This is a genomic window from Serratia sp. PL7 (assembly GCF_945957435.1).
The window spans coordinates 62415-80735 of the sequence record NZ_CAMFLB010000034.1 but is presented as its reverse complement, the minus strand read 5'-3'; the positions used below and the strand labels follow the sequence as shown (position 1 = coordinate 80735).

21 protein-coding genes are annotated in these 18321 nt (G+C 55.9%); 2 read left to right on the top strand and 19 right to left on the bottom strand.

What is annotated here, in order from left to right:
* The coding region (locus tag N6G83_RS49470; protein WP_260524234.1) for a plasmid segregation protein ParM at nucleotides 1-783 on the bottom strand (783 nt) is incomplete at its 3' end.
* Between the two features lie 277 nt (nucleotides 784-1060).
* On the opposite strand from N6G83_RS49470, the gene N6G83_RS49465 reads away from it, so the two are divergent.
* The gene (locus N6G83_RS49465) at nucleotides 1061-1270 is read left to right on the top strand and encodes a hypothetical protein (protein ID WP_050135229.1); all 210 of its coding nucleotides are present in this window, start codon (nucleotides 1061-1063) and stop codon (nucleotides 1268-1270) included.
* A gap of 38 nt (nucleotides 1271-1308) precedes the next feature.
* Here N6G83_RS49465 and N6G83_RS49460 read toward each other — a convergent pair whose 3' ends face one another.
* The 15 genes from N6G83_RS49460 to N6G83_RS49390 form a co-directional block, all read right to left on the bottom strand.
* Nucleotides 1309-2826 (bottom strand): conjugal transfer protein TraG N-terminal domain-containing protein, encoded by a 1518-nt coding sequence (locus N6G83_RS49460; RefSeq protein WP_050135232.1) that lies wholly within the window; start codon nucleotides 2824-2826, stop codon nucleotides 1309-1311.
* Nucleotides 2826-3200, bottom strand: a complete 375-nt coding sequence (locus N6G83_RS49455; RefSeq protein ID WP_139815932.1) for a hypothetical protein — start codon at nucleotides 3198-3200, stop codon at nucleotides 2826-2828. Before N6G83_RS49455 ends, N6G83_RS49460 begins: the two co-directional genes overlap by 1 nt.
* A gap of 6 nt (nucleotides 3201-3206) precedes the next feature.
* A complete protein-coding gene (locus N6G83_RS49450) occupies nucleotides 3207-4628 on the bottom strand; it encodes an integrating conjugative element protein (protein ID WP_050135235.1) in 1422 nt (473 codons plus the stop codon).
* Nucleotides 4629-4646: 18 nt separating this feature from the next.
* On the bottom strand, nucleotides 4647-5594 hold the full coding sequence (locus N6G83_RS49445) for a TIGR03756 family integrating conjugative element protein (protein WP_050135237.1): 948 nt from the start codon (nucleotides 5592-5594) through the stop codon (nucleotides 4647-4649).
* Complete coding sequence (locus N6G83_RS49440; RefSeq protein WP_050135240.1) at nucleotides 5591-5998, bottom strand: TIGR03757 family integrating conjugative element protein; 408 nt, start codon at nucleotides 5996-5998, stop codon at nucleotides 5591-5593. The genes N6G83_RS49445 and N6G83_RS49440 overlap by 4 nt, the downstream gene beginning before the upstream one ends.
* 181 nt (nucleotides 5999-6179) lie before the next feature.
* Complete coding sequence (locus N6G83_RS49435) at nucleotides 6180-6575, bottom strand: hypothetical protein (RefSeq protein ID WP_050135242.1); 396 nt, start codon at nucleotides 6573-6575, stop codon at nucleotides 6180-6182.
* Nucleotides 6572-9370, bottom strand: a complete 2799-nt coding sequence (locus N6G83_RS49430) for a conjugative transfer ATPase (RefSeq protein ID WP_050135244.1) — start codon at nucleotides 9368-9370, stop codon at nucleotides 6572-6574. Before N6G83_RS49430 ends, N6G83_RS49435 begins: the two co-directional genes overlap by 4 nt.
* On the bottom strand, nucleotides 9370-9774 hold the full coding sequence (locus tag N6G83_RS49425) for a TIGR03751 family conjugal transfer lipoprotein (protein ID WP_050135246.1): 405 nt from the start codon (nucleotides 9772-9774) through the stop codon (nucleotides 9370-9372). The genes N6G83_RS49430 and N6G83_RS49425 overlap by 1 nt, the downstream gene beginning before the upstream one ends.
* Before the next feature lie 10 nt (nucleotides 9775-9784).
* On the bottom strand, nucleotides 9785-11281 hold the full coding sequence (locus N6G83_RS49420; protein ID WP_050135248.1) for a TIGR03752 family integrating conjugative element protein: 1497 nt from the start codon (nucleotides 11279-11281) through the stop codon (nucleotides 9785-9787).
* Nucleotides 11271-12188: a TIGR03749 family integrating conjugative element protein gene (locus tag N6G83_RS49415; protein ID WP_050135325.1), complete on the bottom strand. Its 918-nt coding sequence runs from the start codon at nucleotides 12186-12188 to the stop codon at nucleotides 11271-11273. The genes N6G83_RS49420 and N6G83_RS49415 overlap by 11 nt, the downstream gene beginning before the upstream one ends.
* Nucleotides 12189-12190: 2 nt before the next feature.
* Nucleotides 12191-12844 (bottom strand): PFL_4703 family integrating conjugative element protein, encoded by a 654-nt coding sequence (locus tag N6G83_RS49410; RefSeq protein ID WP_050135250.1) that lies wholly within the window; start codon nucleotides 12842-12844, stop codon nucleotides 12191-12193.
* Nucleotides 12837-13220: a TIGR03750 family conjugal transfer protein gene (locus N6G83_RS49405; protein WP_038275066.1), complete on the bottom strand. Its 384-nt coding sequence runs from the start codon at nucleotides 13218-13220 to the stop codon at nucleotides 12837-12839. Before N6G83_RS49405 ends, N6G83_RS49410 begins: the two co-directional genes overlap by 8 nt.
* Before the next feature lie 12 nt (nucleotides 13221-13232).
* Complete coding sequence (locus N6G83_RS49400) at nucleotides 13233-13604, bottom strand: TIGR03745 family integrating conjugative element membrane protein (protein WP_050135327.1); 372 nt, start codon at nucleotides 13602-13604, stop codon at nucleotides 13233-13235.
* Between the two features lie 41 nt (nucleotides 13605-13645).
* Nucleotides 13646-13882, bottom strand: coding sequence for a TIGR03758 family integrating conjugative element protein (locus N6G83_RS49395; protein WP_050135254.1), 237 nt, complete (start codon nucleotides 13880-13882; stop codon nucleotides 13646-13648).
* A complete protein-coding gene (locus N6G83_RS49390; protein WP_050135255.1) occupies nucleotides 13882-14190 on the bottom strand; it encodes an RAQPRD family integrative conjugative element protein in 309 nt (102 codons plus the stop codon). Before N6G83_RS49390 ends, N6G83_RS49395 begins: the two co-directional genes overlap by 1 nt.
* Nucleotides 14191-14532: 342 nt before the next feature.
* Between N6G83_RS49390 and N6G83_RS49385 the strand changes: the two genes are divergently transcribed.
* Complete coding sequence (locus N6G83_RS49385; RefSeq protein WP_050135329.1) at nucleotides 14533-14907, top strand: hypothetical protein; 375 nt, start codon at nucleotides 14533-14535, stop codon at nucleotides 14905-14907.
* A 258-nt stretch (nucleotides 14908-15165) separates the two neighbouring features.
* Here N6G83_RS49385 and N6G83_RS49380 read toward each other — a convergent pair whose 3' ends face one another.
* From N6G83_RS49380 to traD, 3 genes are read right to left on the bottom strand one after another with little or no spacing between them, the layout of a single operon-like run.
* Nucleotides 15166-15924, bottom strand: a complete 759-nt coding sequence (locus N6G83_RS49380) for a TIGR03747 family integrating conjugative element membrane protein (protein WP_050135257.1) — start codon at nucleotides 15922-15924, stop codon at nucleotides 15166-15168.
* Between the two features lie 12 nt (nucleotides 15925-15936).
* A complete protein-coding gene (locus N6G83_RS49375; RefSeq protein ID WP_050135259.1) occupies nucleotides 15937-16209 on the bottom strand; it encodes a hypothetical protein in 273 nt (90 codons plus the stop codon).
* Between the two features lie 13 nt (nucleotides 16210-16222).
* Entirely contained in the window at nucleotides 16223-18319 is a 2097-nt protein-coding gene (gene traD / locus N6G83_RS49370) for a type IV conjugative transfer system coupling protein TraD (RefSeq protein ID WP_050135261.1), read from the bottom strand.
* Between the last annotated feature and the right edge of the window lie 2 nt (nucleotides 18320-18321).

The following is an 18321-nucleotide window of genomic DNA, read 5'->3' as shown; positions in this document are numbered from 1 at the left end:
TGAGGCGACCCCCATTTGTATTACCGACTGAATATTACTGATCTGGTCAACGTCATTGATGAGGGTTCGTAAATAGTCCTCATCCAAATGATTCCTGATAATTTCCCCCGTCACATAATAGCTACTTGGGGTAGAAGCATTCATTAATGCATTCATCACCGCCCGGTTAATTCGAGATGTCCCAATCTCTGCATTCCCTTTGACCTCGGTAATACTTTCGAAAGCCCCCTGTATAATGCCACAATCCAGCGTGGTTCCCCCTAGATCGACAATCAAACTACGCTCCAGTGGATTAACCTCATCAGCAATGATTGAAGCCAATGCCGCTGGCAAGGACTCAGGCATGACCTTCACATCGATAATTTTAAAGGTTTCTCCTTTATTCAACGAAATATCGCGCAAAACATTATTTTTCTTCGCCTCTATATTCGCCTCATTCGGCTGGTTATCCGCATCGAAAAATTCCGTCACCGGCAGGGTGACCGTCAGTGCAATCTCCTGTGGTGGTAAACCCGATGTCAGCAGGGCATGATGAATGGCAAGTAGGTTTGTGGTGCTGTATTGGTAACTGACATGCGTGGTGCCGATTGCTGCAGTGCTTCCCAAATCATGCGAATACTTTTTCCCGTCAACGGTATAGTTGAACACTTTTCGCGTTCCCAGGATGGCAGGGCTCCAGCCATCTTTGAAACTGTTACCCGACAGATGTGTCTTGATCTCACCCTGTTCCAGCCAGGCCAGTTTTACGTAGGTCGATCCATCATCACAAGATACGTTGAGCATAGCTTTGTCTCTAATTGCGTATTGATATGACTCATATTGGGAAAAATGAGCGTGTGAAAACACGCCCACCTTCTGATAAACCCCAAAGTGAGTCTATTTTTAACTCAAATTGAGAAAATTATAATTTCCCGGCCTCGTGATCCCCAGCGCTGACTCAAAATGCGTCATGATTTGTCTCAGATTACGTCACCCTTCATGCAGTAAACAGGTTGTTTTTGCATCACCGCTGCCGTAAGGTGACCATGTTATGATAAGCAGATAAAACGAGGGAGAAAGCATGGCTAACAAAACGCAGGATGATATCTGGAGCGTTATCGCCAAGGGATTAGTTGAAGCCGTGAAGATGGTGTTTTCAGTTATAGTGGCAATCGTTGTTGCTGGGATCGAAACAACTCCCCCGACTAACACATCAACAGAAGATGAAACATTACATGCTGGTTATCGTCATAATGACGACAAAACTGTACATTTCGACAACGATGCATAAAAACAGGCAGTGAAACGACCATTCACTGCCTGCACTGCTCAGCCTTTCCCTTTCGATGCCCCTTTTGTTGCAACTGTCTTGGCTACTTTCATTGCGGCAGCGCCCCCTTCAGCACCCGCTTGCTGTGACCCTCGACTAGCTTTATCAACTGCTGAAGATAATGCCCCACCGATCTGAACACCACTCCAACTCACCGCCCCGAACCAAAATGCAGGCAGCACCACAAACATCGACCCCAGTACCAGATTCATAATCCAGCCTTCAGCCCCAACACTGCTGAACCAGTTGTAATACCCGCGAGCGCCAGTGTAGACAATCTCGATGAGCCGATCATCAAGCCAACTGCCCAGTTCCCACCAGAATGTCACGAAAGTCATCGCAAACATGACAAACGTCAGCGTGACCACCACCTTGGGGTCATAGGCACCGAACAGCATCACCAGGGGGATACAAATGACCAGCGCCATCATCAGAATGCCATGCACCATCGGCAACGCCTGACGCAGCGCATCAAACGCCGGTAACTGGGTCGCTTGTGCTGAGAATGCGCCCAGGCCACTGACCATCTGCTTGAAACTAGTATCAAGGTCTATCCCGGTCCCCCGTTGGCTTCCCGCCATATAGGTTTCATGCCCCCCGGACATCAGGGTATTTTGCGGGCTGACCAGCCAGCGCAACAGATTTTCCTCCCAATTTTCGCTATCAACGAACTTCATCCTGTTGGCAACTTTGGTGTTATAGCTCCCTGACAATCGGCTTTTCAGCCCGGTACCGGAGGCACTCCACCACTCCTTGCACGTGGGGTACCCACCCCGCCCCACGTTGGGATAACCGCTGTCCCGACTCTCGCTGTACGGCCACTGCGAACGGGGTGAGGTAGACGTGTAATAGTCATAGTAGCCCCCCGTATTCAGGAAGTAGCTCGAGCCTATCCAGCCCACCGAATTGATGGTGGCATCAGTAAGCTGGCTATTGGTGGATTTCAACTTGTAGTAGGCTTTGGAATAGCACTGATTGGCGAATTCCTGCACCTCCTGACGGATCACCGGATCAATAAGTTGGGTATGCTGTACCTCAAAGCGCAACTGGCGCAGTTCCATACCGCAGGGGATGGACGCAATGGCTGCATGCGTTACCCCTTTTGACAGGTTGTGAACCAGGTACCACCACATCGGCACCTTGGCAACCTGGCCGTTGAAGTCGGTCAACAACCCGCCATAGCCTGATTCATCCGGCTTGGGCACGTTAGTGCCGCATTGTCTGGAGCGGGTCTGGTCAAACTTCATCACCGTCAGATCCACTTCTTGAAAAGGCATCGCGCAGAACATAATAACGATGAACGCCACGTACAATACCTGCTCGATGCGAGGGAGCGCCAGCGCCCCCTTGTTTCCCTCGTCATCCCCTTCGGTACGCACCTTCAACCAGACTCCGGCCACCTTCAGTACCAACGGCAACGCGAACAACCCCGTGGCGGTAATAATGGTCCACAGGGCGTTGTTAATCAGCCAGCCCAGGAACACCAGGAAAAACTCAAGATAACTGTCCGTCGTCATCACATCCCCCAACGGTAACTGGTGAATTCAATCAGCAAGGCCAGGCACACCATCATCACTTCGAGCCGGTAAACCGCCCACGGTGACGAGGCCTGACGTAACAACGTCGCCCGGACACGGTGAAACCACATGGCGGCCACAATGCCGTACAGTGTTAACCGCCAGATAAACAGCGGAACTCGCGCCTGCTGCAGCCAGTCTGTCAGTGCGGTTTCATGTCCGGCAAGATACAGCCCCAATGCCGTCGCACATCCCCCCAGTAACAAAATCCCTGCCATGCCGAAAATAAAACCGGTAGCTTTACGCCACCGGCGCTGCGCCATTGTCTTTGGTCGGTTTTGGGTTTCGTCCTTCGATACTCTTGTGGTCGTCATGATTGATTATTCCTCCGTGGACTTGCTGAGCCCTTGGACAGCACTGTCATTTTGTTGACGGTCCTGACGCAGGCTGTTGTCCACTTCACGCGCTTCCTGACGGGTGATCGCCACCAGAATGGAGTTGTTGCTGATGGCCTTGCGTATATCCATCTCATTTTTCAGCGCCTGGATCTCCCGATCCAGAAACTCCAGGCGGCGATCAGATTCCGCCACGATGGGCTCTTGGGCTGCTACGCTAGGCTCTGATTGCCCCACCATCAACATACGACGCATCGCCAATGCCGTCGTAATGGTGTCTGCCATCGCCAGTTCCCCGGCCAGACGCTGTACCAACGCCCCATTGTCTGGGTCATCTTTCAGCGCCTGGATAACCCCGCGCGTTACGGCCAAATCACCGGTTTTCAACGTTGCCAGATTAGTTGTATTGGGAGCCAGGTTACCGTTCACCAGTTTGATCAGGATCTCCTGATTCTCTTTGGTGGTCTTTTCCAGCGTGGGAGAAAAACCTTCGCCTGGTGTAGAGGTGCCCGGCTCATTTTCCAACCCACCGCTATTACATTCGCTGCCACTCACACAAGTGCGTAGCGCTCGATCCCCCAGAACTTTCGATACCGCATCTGCTGCTTCAGCACTGGTTTTATACTTTTGACACAACGAGCCATTACACGCTGAAGTGCTCACCGCAGCATCACTGGTTGCAGACTGTTTATTCAGGATGTTGTAACCCGCTTTGGCAATGTCATACGTGGGTTTGATAGCCTTCTGACCCGTCCCCCCGCGCTGTTGCCCCCCCACCCATTTCACCCCTTCTTTGCCCGTCGATTTCTTCAAGCTATTATCTGCACGGATCGCATCAGACGTACTGGAAATGACGTTTTGAAACTCTTCCCCGATAGCGGTTTGCGTCAACTTGCCTGACAAAGAGTAATCAGCCAGTTTCTTCGACATCGTCTGGCAGTTGAGCTGAGCCTTATCAAACGCCACATTGGCCTGCAGAACACCGTTGGTCAGCAGTTCGTACAGTCCAGGATTCGCCCGCTGGATTATCATCGCCGGAAGGCTGGCAACCGCGCCGGTAGCCCCATTAATCACATCCCCCATCATGTTTTTAAAGCCATCCGTCGCCCCGTTGAGCTGGTTCTTGACCGTGGTACTCAAATCGAAATTGCCGCACATCAGGTCATTGTTCCAACTGATACCGAGTCCCATTTTCTCCATATTGTTGCTACTGGGGGGCTGGGATATCACGGTTCCCCCACCGATGGAGTAAAACAGGTTGTCGTTTACCGCCCCTTTCATTCCTTTGCCATAACCGACGTTGGCTTCTTCGCCCGTGATACCGAACGCCGCCAATGCCGGTTGATTCAGAACCAGCAGGACAGCACCTGCCAGCGCCCCTGCCTTTAAAAATGCGTTGAATGTCATGGTGTACACTCCCTTGAGTTAAAAATCAGTGCTGTAGAGGAACGTTTGCCCGCGCCGTTGGCAGCAGGAATAGGGTTGCCAGAGCGCCCAGGCATACGCGCCATCTGTCGCGATGGGGTTGCTGTTGTCTGGGAATACGGCACAGGAAGAGGAAACCGAGGGAACCAATTGCTGCCATTTGTGGTTTTTGGTGCCGGTATTCTCCGTCACCGGGTCGGGCGGCCAGTACCCGTCACTGCGGCTGGCGGTCATCGGGTTATAGACATGCACCTGACCGGTACGCGTGATAATGTCTGCAGTACGTTGTGCGACAACAGCCGCCGCCTTGTAGTCATCCACCTGGGTGACAAACCCGCCACGGGGGTACACATTGCCCCACATATTCCCGGTTGACCCCACTTCACGCATTCCCGGTGTCAGGGCTTCCGGGTAGAGGGTTTCCGGGAGACCGGTACGCCACATCAGGGCATCCAGGGTACTGAGGAAATACGGCACAAACGCCGTGGCCGAACCGGCGCAGGTGTAGCCCATCGACCCCATGAAGTTGTTAAACAACGGGGCGGCTAATGCAGGGTGACCAATCGCATCGGCGTTCTTGAAACGCAGGTTGTCTTTGCGCAGCCCACGCTTCTGCTCATTATTGCTACCGCCTTCAGCCACACCCTGAATACCGGTCCCCAGTATCGCCACTTCCGACCAGGGGTTATCCCCGGTCTGGGCATAGCTGGACACCACGGCATTGGGAATGTAGTGCTTCACCTTGACGGAGGTCCGAACCGTACATCCCCACGCGGTACAGAACAGCCAGTAACACACCCCGACAACCCGGTATTCCAGGCAGGACGGAGAAAGGGCACTGGTGACTATCGCTACCGAGTTGATGGCACTGGCCGTGAACGGCTGTACCGCGCTGCACAGCAATAACGCCGTCGCCAACTTATGACGACGCAAGGAGAGTCGTTTCATTGAGCCCCCTTGTGCTCAGCCAGCTTCGATTCGGCCAGGGCAACGTCAGCCGTGCCGTACACAACATAATGGTCGTCAAATACCACGGCAGGATATTTCTTCAGTTCGAGACCGTAGGCCTGGAGAACGCCCTGGTAGGCCTGCACTATCTTTTGTTCTTTCTGCTGCCAGTCAGGGGACTGCAGCACCGCGTTGGCCTGCTGCTCTGCCTGGCGAGGGTCAGCCGACAGCGCACCAAATACCTCGTGCTGAACCGTCTCCGGCGCATCCAGGTAAACCACCTGATGACCGGTACCTAATCCAGTCGGGGGATGCTGACTGTCGGTATATACCACGGTGGCCGCCTGTGCCGATACGGCAGCGCACCCGATAGCCAGCAGGAACACAGCGTTACGTTTCTTCATCACATTTCACTCCTGTGGGACAAAACCGCAGGGTGACGCGCATTGCTGACAAAAACAGCAAACAACTCGAAATGCGCGGGGAAAAATTAGGGGAACCAGGGGGTGTTCTGATGAAAAAAACGGCAGACTACCGAAACCGGTAACCTGCCGCCAAAATAAAGGGGCCAGACGCGTATAACTGCTACTCGGGAACGCCCAATCGCTCAGCCAACTGCGTCACCAGGTACACTGTATCGACCGCATCCGGCAGGTTGATATACCAGCGCGGAGCCAGGACATAATCCTGCGAGGTCGGCCAGCGTAACGTGCCGGTGATCGTCAACAACAGATTGACACAGGCGCTGGCCCCAGCGAACTTCACCGCGACACAACTGTGATGCCCCACCCGGTGCGGTGAACAGGTAATCGAGACCACCGGCTGGGCACGCATCTGGATCTGCTCACACAGCTCAGCCAACTGCACGGCATGTGCCTCACTGATACGCGGGTTACCCTGTGGCGGGGCCTCAAACAGCACCCCACCTTCACCACCGTCACCGGCCACAATCTCCAACATAGCCTTTTTCAACTGCATCATGCCGCCGCCTTAGCGATACCGCGAGCGACATCCAGTTGATGTGCAATCTGTTTTGCTGCCGCCAACTCTGACACCCCCTGTGCCTGCATAATCGCCCGTCGCGCCGCCTTCTCTTCTTTCTCGGTCATACCCAAGGCTAAATATAAGCTTGGCGGTACTGCCCGGAACAGCGCCTCAATGCGGCTCGCCAGCACCACACCTTCGGTATAACAACGGGGGGTTTTGGTCGCCGACAGCAACATGGCTTTCTGCTCCACCGTCAATTTCTTGAAGCGGGCGATCTCCTCCACCTCTTCCGGTGGCATCACCAGGCACAGCCACCATTCAATCATGTTGAGCATCTTCTTCGACGTATTCGGGAAATCCTCCAGGTTCTGCGTCGCCAGCCACAGCCAGGCCCCCAGTTTACGCCACATCTTCACAATTTTGACCACGAACGGGGCCAACAATGGGTTGGTCGTTATCATGTGCGCTTCATCGGTCGCAAACACGATTTCCCGGTCCAGGAACTGATCGCGCTCAGCAATGTTGTTGATGGTGTTCACCAGCGAGGTGTACGCCACCGCCAGTGCCGCTTCATACCCTTCCCGCGCCAGCGTCCCGAGGTCAATCAACGTCACGTCGGCTTCCGGCCAGTTATCTCCGGGGCGGTCAAACAGTTCGCCCAGGAACCCCTGCATAAACACGCCCAGCGATTCCCCCATGTTCTGCGCTCGGGTTCGGCGAACTTCTGGCCGTGCAGAATCAGCGGCAAACTGGTACAACGCGGCCTGCAAGTCGCCGGTGACCATCTGCCGCCCTGCGTTATAGGCCGCTCGCGCGGCCACCAGGATGGCCTCACGCATCATGCCCCGGTCAGCCCGTTCCAACTTGGCCTCTTCCTTGGCCTCGCCACCGGTGATCATCAGTCGCGCCACAATCTCCAGTTCACCCAGAATGTCACGCTCCTCCTCGTCATCCTCCTCGTCACTGTCCTCGGTCTCGATACGTTCACTCAGTTCCTCCTCACTCACCAGAACGGCTGGCGTCTCGATCAGACGGTGGGCATCGGCAAAGGGAGCCAGAGAAATACCGCAACCGGGCTTGATGCTGACCTTGTTCACCGTCAACGCCAGCTCTTCACAGTAATCCGCAAACAAGCCAAAGGAGTTACCGGCTTCGGCAATAAACAGCCGGGGGCGGTGAATGGCCATCAACTGCGCAAACAGGCTGTTCAAGGTGGCCGATTTGCCCGAACCAGTGGGTCCAAACAACACCAGGTGAGCATTCTTGGCGCGGTCCTGACTGTTGAGAGGATCAAAGGTCAGCGGTGCACCACCGCGATTAAAGAAGGTAAAGCCGGGATGCCCGGTGCCGGTATCACGGCCAAACACCGGCAGCAAGTTGGCCATGTGCTGCACAAAGGTCAGCCGGGTATACCAGTGTTTTTTGTCGTGCATCGGGTTAAAGCACATCGGCAAGGCGCGAAGGTAGCCGTTGAGCGGGGCAACATCAAACTCCGGCTTCACTGGCTGCAACCCGGCGTTCAACAAGACCGCCGTCAGGTCACGCTGGCGGGCATTCAGCACCTTGACTGTCGGGGCCTTCAGATAGAAGGTCATGCTGCCCCGGTACAGCTTGTGTTTTTCCCCCAGATAACGCTTGGCGGTCTCCGAGTCTTCACGCACCCGCTCCGACTCGGTATTCTCGCCGATGGCATTCTTTGCCAGGTGATTAAAGCGCTCTTCCAGCACGTCCTGGGGCTGCACCACCAGGGTCAGTGAGACCACTGTCCCTTCTGGCAGCAAATCCATCAGCGCATTGATATTTTCTCCTTTGCGCGTCTCCCCCGTCAGGTGCCCCACGGTGGGCGCCCGGCGCAGCCGGTCAACAGTGACCGCCTTGTGCGGCAGTCCGTCAAACCACCACACCCCGCGCTCCACGTCAGAACGCGGCGGTGAAAACAGCACCGTCTCACTGAAATCATTTTCCACCGGTAACACACCCGACTCATCATCCTGGTGCGCTGCCGTGCGATACAAGGTCTCTTTATCGACCCAGTCAGGCTCGGGGTTAAACCAGCGCAGCAACCAGGCGTGGATCTGCTCCCCGTTCTGACGGGCCGCCACGACACCGGCACCGGCCAGCGCTGACGAGAGTCGTTCACAGACCTGGTTCAGCGCTTCTTCCGGGGGATGCGGCTCGCGCAGTGCCGGATTGACATAGCGGTAGACCACCATCCGAGTCCGGCGTTGCTGGCCGCGCCAGGGTGCGCCGGTGATCGCCTTGTCGATAAACAGCCCTTTGGGTACCGCGATACCGCGCATATGCCGCTCCATCTCGGTGAGATAGGCCTCGGTAAACGCTGACCCCTGCGCCCAGGGCTTGACGTAACCGCGCAGTTTATCCAGGTATTCGGTAACGTCGGTCTCATCCTGACAGAAGAACTGCACCACCCACGGGTGCGAATCCCGCTCTTCAAAACTGTCCTGCAGGGCATCTTCCACCACATCGCGGATCTCCTCCAGTCGCTCCGGCGTCCGCCCTTCGGTACCCACCGGTACAATCTCGAACACCGCCCCGACCGATACCCCGTCATCGAGCAACAGGCACTGGCTGCGCGGCAGGTACTCGGCCCACGGCAGGTAATCCACAAACGTCGGGTTATTCGGGTAAAGCGCCTTTTCCTCAGCCACCGTCAGCTTGCCGGTTTTCACCTGCGGCTCACGCGTCAAGACCGCCGTATCCAGGCCATCGTCTTCTGCTGCTGCAGGAGCCTGTTGGCCGATTTTCTTCTTGCTAAACAATGAGAACATTACAGCGCCTCCGTACGTTCACCCGGCAGCGCATACTGCACCCGGCTGTAAAACGAGAATACCGAGCTATAACCCGGCACCGGCGCGGGCGCATTTCCCGCCATGTGCGGGTAGATATAAATCACCATATCGGGGTTCGGCAGGCGCGGAAAAATTTGCTGGATCTCGTTTTCCGCCGTCCGGGTATAGCTCTCCTCAATCGCCTGACGCACAGCGCTGTCGTCATCGGTCAATCCCCGGCGTAATGTGCTGCGGGCCTCGGTGGACGTCCGTGCCGATGAGCCTTTATTTTGCCACAACTCCAGCATGGTAGAATCCCCCGGTGGCAGCATTTCATCTTTGGTGGTACTGCAGCCGGTCAACAAGATAGCCAGACACAGTAACGGTAAAACGTGCTGTTTCATCAAAACCTCCTCAATCCAGCGCATGCTGCTGGCTGATATCAAAATCGTACCGGACCTTGCGGCCTTGCTCTTCATAGTCAATCGGGATCTGACGGGTAATATGGACGGCCACCTGGGCACCCGGTGGGACATACACGGCGTCAAACATCTGGCCGTAACGTGCCTTGACCCAGTCGGCCAGTTCATTGGTGCCCCCTGACAAGGCCTTGCCCAGCGCCGCCTGTCCTGCACTGCCGGTCAGCGTACTGGTCACCGTGGTGCCGTCCACCGAGGTGGTGTTCTGGCCGTTCGCCATCGCATCCGCCGCCGCACCGGCACCGGACAACGCGAACAGGGTCGGCAAGTAGGTGGAGGCGTTGGATTTGCGCTCCCCGGACAGGCACGGCACGCCGTTTTCATCGGACAACCAGCCAATGCTGCCGCCGTTCGATTTGCCGTTGCTGCCATCACTGGATTTGGCCGGGGACGGCACAGTACGCACCGTGCCATCGGTAAAGACAAAGGTGATCGATTGAACTTCGCCCCGGACACAGGACAACACCCAATCGCCGGTGGCGGTACCGGAGACAATCGCCCCTTCCACGTCCGGCAGCTCGATGCCGTTGGCCGTCAGGTTCTCCTTGCCGATAAGCACCTTGAACGGGTACGGATCGGTGACTTTGCCATCAATCGGTACCCGGCCCAGCAACGCCGTCATACCTCGGCTACCGATCAGGGTCGAGTTTTCCGGCAATGTATACACCGGGGTCGCCTCCTCAATGGCCTGCTGATTTTTCGCCACGCGATCCAGTTCGGCTTTCTGACGATTGATTTCATTATCATCAAGGCTGGCAAAAGAACTCGGGAACTGGAAACTGCCGGTGCCCGCTGCAGTGCCGGTAGCTACCGCCCCAATAATGGGTTTACCATTACGGTCGAGTTGTACAGCGTCCTGCGGCTCAATCCACATCACACCGCCGCTCACGGTGCCCGTTGCCCCGTCACTGCCCTCCAGGCCCAGCCCAATCGGCAAATCACCCTGCTGTCCCTGCCCTGATGCGGATGAACCGGCAGACGGCGTCTGAACTGGCTGACCGCCCATGCCCTTCAGATTTTCAATCAGCGTTGCCAGGCGCTGCTGCTCCGCCTGAAGTTTCTGCCGGGCCTGCACCTCTTCCTGCTTCGCCACATTGACCGCATCACGAATGCGGTTATCGACATTCACCCCGCCTTCTTTGAGGGTGGCGTTCTCTTCCGACAGCGTGACATTCTGCCGCTCCAGACTGGCCTGCTTGTCCTGGATAACCTTCAGACGTGCCACCAGGGTTCGCAGGGTATCTTCCGGGGTATCCCCCTCGATACCGAGGATCTGTAACTCCTCATCGGTCAGGTCAGCCACCGTATTCGTTTTGACGGTCGATGAGGCCGGTGGGGTGCCTGAACCACAGGATTTCACCCCAATGGCGATGGCAATAAACAACACCACCGGCACCAGGACTTTCAGCAGGGTATTGGATTTAATTTGCATGTGTCTGTCCTCCTGACGAGGTTCGCGCCTTGCCTTTGGCTTTCACCACGGGTATCACCGGCTCAGGCAAAAACGCCGCGTCCGGGCGTCCCTGCATCACCAGGTACAGCAGGGTGGTGTCTTCCGGTGTACCGGCTGCACCCAGCCAGCGATGCTGGAAGGTCGCCGAATGGAAGGTGCCCTGCAGACGACGCGGGTCGAGTACCACTTTCCCCGACCGCTGATTGGTCAGCTTCAGCGCGACCACGTTGTATCCCTGTACCCCCCATGCGGCCAGCGGGCGCACCGTGACCGGCTCGGAGGGCAACAGAGAAGTAATGTTCGATGACAGGCCATGCGAAATGGCATGCACGCCCGGCAAGGCTTCAATCGTACGCAGAGGGGCATATAGGTTTTGTGCCGCGTAACGGGTCAGGGCAATCGGCAAGGGCGTTGTGATACGTGGGGCTGTGTCTTTGGCGGAGGCCGAACCCTTGCCCTTGGTGGTGGCCGTCTCCGCTGCACTGACCGAGGTGTTGTCGCTGCCGGTCGCACTGGAGACCTCGCCCTGATAGACCAGGCTCACCGGCTCACGCACCTGCTTGCCCTCCAGACCGGTGATATCCAGCAGGATAAGCTCACCGTTCTCCACGTCCTGCAGTTGCAACCGCGTGGAGGCAAAGACACTGCTCGCCTGCAGGTAGACCGCGCCGCCGGTGCTCTGCACCCGCAATTTACCGTTCAGCTCCGGGGGAAAACCGACCCGGACGTTCTTGTTCACAAACACAATACGCTCTTGTCCGACTGTCAGCGGCACTTGTAGCGGGATACGCTCCCACTTCATCAGTTCCACCGCCTCAACCGGCAGGCTCACGGCGCACACGGGGCCCAACAGGGCCAGATATAAAGGAAGATAACGGGTAGACATCATCAGAACAGTCCTTTCTTCTCGACCGGTGCGACCGGGGCCGCTTCCAGGCGTTGGGGAATATCGGCGTAGCAATCGAGTGCCAGACCGAAGGGATTGGCTTCCGGGTTCTGATCCCAGCGCACAATCTTCAGCGGGTAACGCACCAGGGCGCGTTTCACCGGTTCGGTGTGGTAATACTCATCGGCCACCAGATCCAGGCGCACGATCCAGCTATCGCGGCTCACCACCGTGACACTGTCGTCCTTGTAACCGCGCCCAGGGACTTCAGAGATCCCCCTGACGCGTTCACGCAATTCCCCGGCAGATTTACGCTGTTTCGCATCCTTGTTGAGCCACTCTTCACAGGTCGGCGTCAGGTAAGCAGACAGCGTGCCGATACGGTACTCATAGTCGGTGTTGCCGTCTTTCGGCCAGGAATTCAGTTGCTGGAAGATGTAAAACGCAAAGCTGTACACCGTGGGAGGCGGGATTTCCCACCAGGCACGGGTCGAGCCCGAGCGCAGATCGGGCGGGTTATGAACGGTCAGGTTGCGCGGTGACAACATCCAGCCAGCAAGGGCTATCATCAGCAGAACCATCAACACCCCGCAGGCTCCACGCAGGGTTGAAATATGGCGGTCACGCGCATTGACCGCACTTCTGTACTTACTCATCAAACTCCTCCTGGAACTGGCGAATGACCGGCGTTGAACGGCGCAATGCCCAGGTCTGGCTACGGTGTATCAAGTGGGGATTGCCCATCCGCTGACGGCTCAGCCACAGCTCAACACGCCGGTACAGGTAGTTCTCCGGTTTGCCGCGCTTGAAACGCGCCATCAGCTTGCCGCCGAAAAACACGACGACAATCGGCATCAATAAACTGACGGTAGGGAACGCCAGCCAGCCAATAAACAGGGTAAAAGGTATGGCGACCACCAGGCCGCCCAATACGCTTAATCCCGCAGTCATAAACAGCTCTGGCGTCGTAAAGCCCTTGAATACAATAGGCTCTGCATTCAGCCGGTCGGGTAGAAACGAGATAGTCGCCATACCGTACCTGCCTTAGCCCACGATAACCGTGGCCGCTTTGGTTGCCAGCCAGATGACCGCGACGACCAGCACGATACCGACCACGACCAGCATGCCGAACTTGGCCCAGGTGGATTTGCCCTGCTGGACTTCGGAGAAGGTCGCAATGATGGCGTTGGCAACAACCAGCAGCGCTGCAGCGGCGAGGATCAAGCCCCCCAGGACAATCCCGTCATTGAGGTAGCCGGAAATCTGGCCGTAGAACGAACTGTCGGTGCTGGATTTGGGGCCTTCAACGGTCGGTAAAGCCGCGTGGGCTGACGTGACAGCCGTTAACGCCAGCAGCAAGGTGGACTGACTGATACGCTGTGCGACACGGCGGGCGGAAGAGAAAAGAGACGGCAAATTCATGGTGGTTTCCTTACAAATGAAGAAGAGATAAATGATTAACTGGCGAACAAATACAGACTGACCAACAGCAAGATGACGACACGGACCACGAAGCGTTGAACGGCAGCCCCTTTGATGTTGCCTGCCGCATAGCCCCGATAGACGTGAACAAATCCCCACCCTGCCCACAGCGTCAATACCGCAATCAATGAACCGATAAACAGCAGGTTCAGGACGGCAGGTTCGACGTTGCCAGCAGCGGCTTTAAACGCGGCGGTCTGTGCTTCATTCATTACCGACGCTCCTGGCGGTATTGCCCGGAGACTGACGATGTGGTGGGTTGAGCACGGGAAGGTTCGAGGTAAAACTCAACCCCCCGACGCATCGTGTTGACGTCCTGCGTAGCCCGCAGATAGTCAAAATGAAAACGCCCGGACTGGCCGTCCTGAACCGCCACCACACGGGCGCGCTCCAGGCTGGCCTGCACCTGATCCAATTGCTTCATGACCAGGGCCAACTCGTCTTTCTCACCGGCCTGGACGGACAGCGCGGTGAACAGACTGCCAGCGAGACACAACGCCCGCAGCGGTGTTATGTGCATGGGAACCTCCTTTTACAGGTAATAGATGCAGGAGAGAGCTTGGCGAAAAGGCGGGAGTGGGTCAGCAAACAACTAGAAGGGAGATTTTGAAAATTTATCCGGGGTTCAACGCGTGGCGCGAACCGCGCCATCGAGGGGCTTGACCTAAAATCTACAAAATAGACATCAAAGTAGAAAAGGGGCTACTGTGTTGTTCTTCATGCCGTTTTGTACTGGTAATATGCTCGTACAGTTACCTATGAGGATCACTTAGTGCCACCGAACAATTACGGCATAGTTGGTTACCCTAACGAGGAGATAGCTCACCCTGGTGGTCTTGTGTGTTATGGAAGGGTTCCAGAGATGAATTCAAAAAGCGACAGTATTCCTGCCGGAGACATTTTCCTACGTGCCGGTAAGCATAGTGGCCCAAACAGAGGTTTTGGTGTTCGCCATATCTGGGCTGAACACGAAAGTGAGCTAGCAAAATTAGGGTATGGAACTGTAGACGATGTGGCGCGGTTCGTGAGTGATATTATTCGCCCAGGAGTACCGATCTATTGTGAATTCAATCACCCTGGCGGGAAGCATAGAACAACGGTTTTAAAGTCATCGTTAGGTGTTGTGATTTTGGAGCCAAAAGAAGCCCCTGAGACGGATTCAGGCTGGATATATGTCGTTGTTACTGCGTATACGCGAAGAAAAGCTCATGGTGTATTGATTGGTAAAATTCAATAAAAAAAACGGGGCGCAATCAGCACCCCGTATAATTTTGTTGGTAGTCGCAGCATTTCTTTAGCACATAGGGTTCAGAAACCGACTGTTGTCGTAACTACCCGGCAGATGATCAGCCATCTGACTGCCCGGCACAGAAGGCCTGTATCTGATTTGCGCCCCCTGCGAATGCTCTTGCAGTAAAATAATTCTATACGCATTACCGTAAGTATTCAACTAAAGGTTGAGCACTTGTTATCCGCCCCACAGGGATGAACACACCTATAAGTATTTTTTGAACGATCCCATTGTTACCGATATCGCCAATCCCATCAGCAGCGCAGCAGGCAGCAACAAGACGTTCGGATACACCGAGAACGGCACCGACAAATACACGATACAAGGGATAAACAGCGCCGGTTTCACGAACCGCTTGGCATGGTGATACAGAAAACTCGACTCATACCCCGCGCCGTAACGCCGCAGGTCACGCCTTACCATCCCGTCCACGATCCCCACCAGAGCCACCAGAACAAACAGCGGCACCGACAACACCAGGATGGTGACCCGCATCAGGAAAACCAACGTGACATACATCGAGGCCATCAGGTATTCACGCGCCACCTGTATCAACCAGGCTCCACTGACATTCAGGCCATCCGTCAGGGCATTGCCGCTGTTACTTGACTGCGCTGACTGGAGCCACCCCAGAAAACCGCTGTTCACAAACAGCAACTGGTAGCCGACCGTTATCCAGGTACTCACCGTGGTCACCGGCGCTGACAGCAACAAACTACGGGTAAACCCTTCAGAGAAATAACCGCTTTCCGTCACCATCACCGCACGGCTGTGCTCGGCTCCCTGTTCCGGCCAGAAGAAGGCGATCCCGATGTACTCCACTATCAAGCTAAACAACAGAGAAACCAGTAACATGCCAACTATCCGCCAGGGCATGTCCCACAATACCGTCATCAGCAAACCATGCGGTTTAGGTGGCTGGGTCTGCTGAACCGGTTGCGGGGAAGAAGATGCTTGTGCCATATACCCCTCTCCTTAATGCAACGCCAGGACTTCCAGCTCACATTGCAGCAGCATGGGCTGGGCATTGATTGTCACCCAGATCCCCACCTGGTTAACCGGGCAAGGCTCCTGCTCTCGTCGGGCGTCATACCCTAATTCACTCAACGCCGTCACGATCTCCGGGGCAAACGGTGTTGAACAGTGCCGGGCCTTCAGCACCGTCATGATATCGCGGGGCACCTCGGCAGACTGCCCCAGACTGGATGCCAGTACAGCACTGACACGATATTGTTGTTTCAGATTCATTGAACTTCCCTCATCAGACCACGTTATTGTCAATCTCGGGTGCCCGGTCTCCCGGCAAGGCCGCTCCCGACCACCAGGTATCGCCCGTGCGATAATTTTTTTTCATATACTCGGCAATCTTCCCCAGACTGTCCGGCATCAAGGCATCATTCCCCGCCGCTGGCAACGGCATACGGATCTTCCACAGTTTACCCCCTTCCAGCAAGGCAAACGCCTGGCCTTTCGGCAGGTTGATCACATTGGCCGGAGTGATCAGCGGCGTACGTACCGAACTCACCCTGTCCTGGGTATTGGAGGTAAAATCACTGCCCATCTCCGGGTTGGAAATATCGGTGACGCCAGACACCAGGGTTTTGGTATACACTTCTACTTCAGGTAATTGTTTTGTCATCAGTTCTGCCGTTTCGGTGTGCCGGACGCGCAGCATCACCAGGCTGTTGAAGTTACCGACCACCTGTGCAGCCTTGGCCGCACTGCCCAACCGCGCCTCGATGTCCGGCAGGGTCTGTGTATACGCCGTCACCTCGATACCCGCACCGCCGCCCTTGTTGATAAGCGGGATAAACTCATCGCCCATCAGTTCGTTAAACTCGTCACAGTGCAGGCTAATGGGGGTTTTCTTCTCATCCTCCACAGGCAAACCATCATTGATACCAAACTTGTAAATATGACCGGCTACGCTCACCAGGTCGGCAAACATGCTGTTGCCCACCGCCGCCGCCACCTCCGGGTCTGACAACGCATCCAGACCGATATAGACAATGCCCTTCTTGCGGATCACTTGCTGCCAGTCAAAAATGGGGCGGGGGTCGGTCAGGTCGGTATAGTCCGGGGAGATCAACGGTGCCGTCTTGCCGGAGGTCAGTTTCTCCAGCAACGGCAGCAGGCTGGCAACAATTTTGTCGTAGTATTTCTGGTCATAGCGAACAGACGAGCGCAGGCCATCCAGGACAGGGTCATACACTCGTTTTCCCTCATCACTTCCCAAAACATGCTCAATCGCCACGATACGCATCGAGCGCCCCTCCATATGCCGGGGAACATCACGCTCATCAAGAACGGGCACCAGACTCTCAATCTGCTGCCACAACGCCGGGGCATGTTGCGATAGGTAAAACTCGGCGTAGTTTTCATAGAGGTCACTGATGTTATTGACGTAACGCATGATCAGGCCAAAGTCAGGCCGTTGTCCCAGGGCAACCAGGCCACGGGCGATGATGTTGACAAACCGCCAGGCAAACTCCCGGAACACCGCATTGTTACCGCCGCCTTCCAATTGTCCCGCCACACGGGTGGCCACCTCAGAAATACGGCTGAAACGGCCCACGGCGTTATAGCGGGCACTGATGTCGGGCCAACCCAGATGAAACACCTGCAGTTCGCTGGCGCGACCGGCGCGGTGGGCTTCGGCGTAAATGCGTTTGAGCAGATCTGCATCCCCCTTGGGGTCAAAGACAATGGTGACGTTGCCACGCCGAATATCCTGGGTGATCAGCAGTTCCGCCAGGCGGGTTTTACCGACGCGGGTCGTCCCCAGAACCAGCATATGCCCAACTCGCTCTCCCAGATTCATCGAGACATTGACTTCATCGGGTTCAATACCATGCAATGCGGGCTTGCCGCCGACGTCCGGCAGTGGGCGCACAGGATTAAGCGCTGACTGGCTGGAAAGCCATTTGCACAAGGTGGGGTAACGGTATTCATGGTGCTGTTCAAAACGACGCGCCGCCTGGTACAGCGTCGGGGGATTCACATAGCGCTCCACTTCGGGGCGCAATGTCGCCAGCAGGCGCTGTGTGTGTTTTTGCTCCCACAGGAACCCCCGCCCCAGGAACAGACGCTGATGGCTTACCGGTACCTGGGCGCTGGTCATGACATAGCGCGGCAAACGGCGGATATTGCGCCGGTAGCGCAGCACCCTGACCCCCTCACGGGTCCGTTTCAGGGCAAACACGGCAAACCCACCGGCAGTGACATAGCTGACAGCAGGAGCCAATGCCACTGCCCACGGCGCGGTCACACAGATATAGCTGGCACAGGCGGCAACGACCGCTGTATTCAGCTCAACAGCAGGTCGCAACATCGCCTCAATCACATAACGATCACTCATTG

Coding starts and splice junctions, on each gene's coding strand:
- N6G83_RS49380 (WP_050135257.1), bottom strand. CDS start 15,924: ATGGCACAAGCATCTTCTTCCCCGCAACCGGTTCAGCAGACCCAGCCA.
- N6G83_RS49375 (WP_050135259.1), bottom strand. CDS start 16,209: ATGAATCTGAAACAACAATATCGTGTCAGTGCTGTACTGGCATCCAGT.
- N6G83_RS49430 (WP_050135244.1), bottom strand. CDS start 9,370: ATGTTCTCATTGTTTAGCAAGAAGAAAATCGGCCAACAGGCTCCTGCA.
- N6G83_RS49390 (WP_050135255.1), bottom strand. CDS start 14,190: ATGCACATAACACCGCTGCGGGCGTTGTGTCTCGCTGGCAGTCTGTTC.
- N6G83_RS49450 (WP_050135235.1), bottom strand. CDS start 4,628: ATGACATTCAACGCATTTTTAAAGGCAGGGGCGCTGGCAGGTGCTGTC.
- N6G83_RS49425 (WP_050135246.1), bottom strand. CDS start 9,774: ATGAAACAGCACGTTTTACCGTTACTGTGTCTGGCTATCTTGTTGACC.
- N6G83_RS49415 (WP_050135325.1), bottom strand. CDS start 12,188: ATGTCTACCCGTTATCTTCCTTTATATCTGGCCCTGTTGGGCCCCGTG.
- N6G83_RS49455 (WP_139815932.1), bottom strand. CDS start 3,200: ATGACGACCACAAGAGTATCGAAGGACGAAACCCAAAACCGACCAAAG.
- N6G83_RS49460 (WP_050135232.1), bottom strand. CDS start 2,826: ATGACGACGGACAGTTATCTTGAGTTTTTCCTGGTGTTCCTGGGCTGG.
- N6G83_RS49440 (WP_050135240.1), bottom strand. CDS start 5,998: ATGAAGAAACGTAACGCTGTGTTCCTGCTGGCTATCGGGTGCGCTGCC.
- N6G83_RS49445 (WP_050135237.1), bottom strand. CDS start 5,594: ATGAAACGACTCTCCTTGCGTCGTCATAAGTTGGCGACGGCGTTATTG.
- N6G83_RS49410 (WP_050135250.1), bottom strand. CDS start 12,844: ATGAGTAAGTACAGAAGTGCGGTCAATGCGCGTGACCGCCATATTTCA.
- N6G83_RS49405 (WP_038275066.1), bottom strand. CDS start 13,220: ATGGCGACTATCTCGTTTCTACCCGACCGGCTGAATGCAGAGCCTATT.
- N6G83_RS49420 (WP_050135248.1), bottom strand. CDS start 11,281: ATGCAAATTAAATCCAATACCCTGCTGAAAGTCCTGGTGCCGGTGGTG.
- N6G83_RS49395 (WP_050135254.1), bottom strand. CDS start 13,882: ATGAATGAAGCACAGACCGCCGCGTTTAAAGCCGCTGCTGGCAACGTC.
- traD (WP_050135261.1), bottom strand. CDS start 18,319: ATGAGTGATCGTTATGTGATTGAGGCGATGTTGCGACCTGCTGTTGAG.
- N6G83_RS49435 (WP_050135242.1), bottom strand. CDS start 6,575: ATGATGCAGTTGAAAAAGGCTATGTTGGAGATTGTGGCCGGTGACGGT.
- N6G83_RS49465 (WP_050135229.1), top strand. CDS start 1,061: ATGGCTAACAAAACGCAGGATGATATCTGGAGCGTTATCGCCAAGGGA.
- N6G83_RS49385 (WP_050135329.1), top strand. CDS start 14,533: ATGAATTCAAAAAGCGACAGTATTCCTGCCGGAGACATTTTCCTACGT.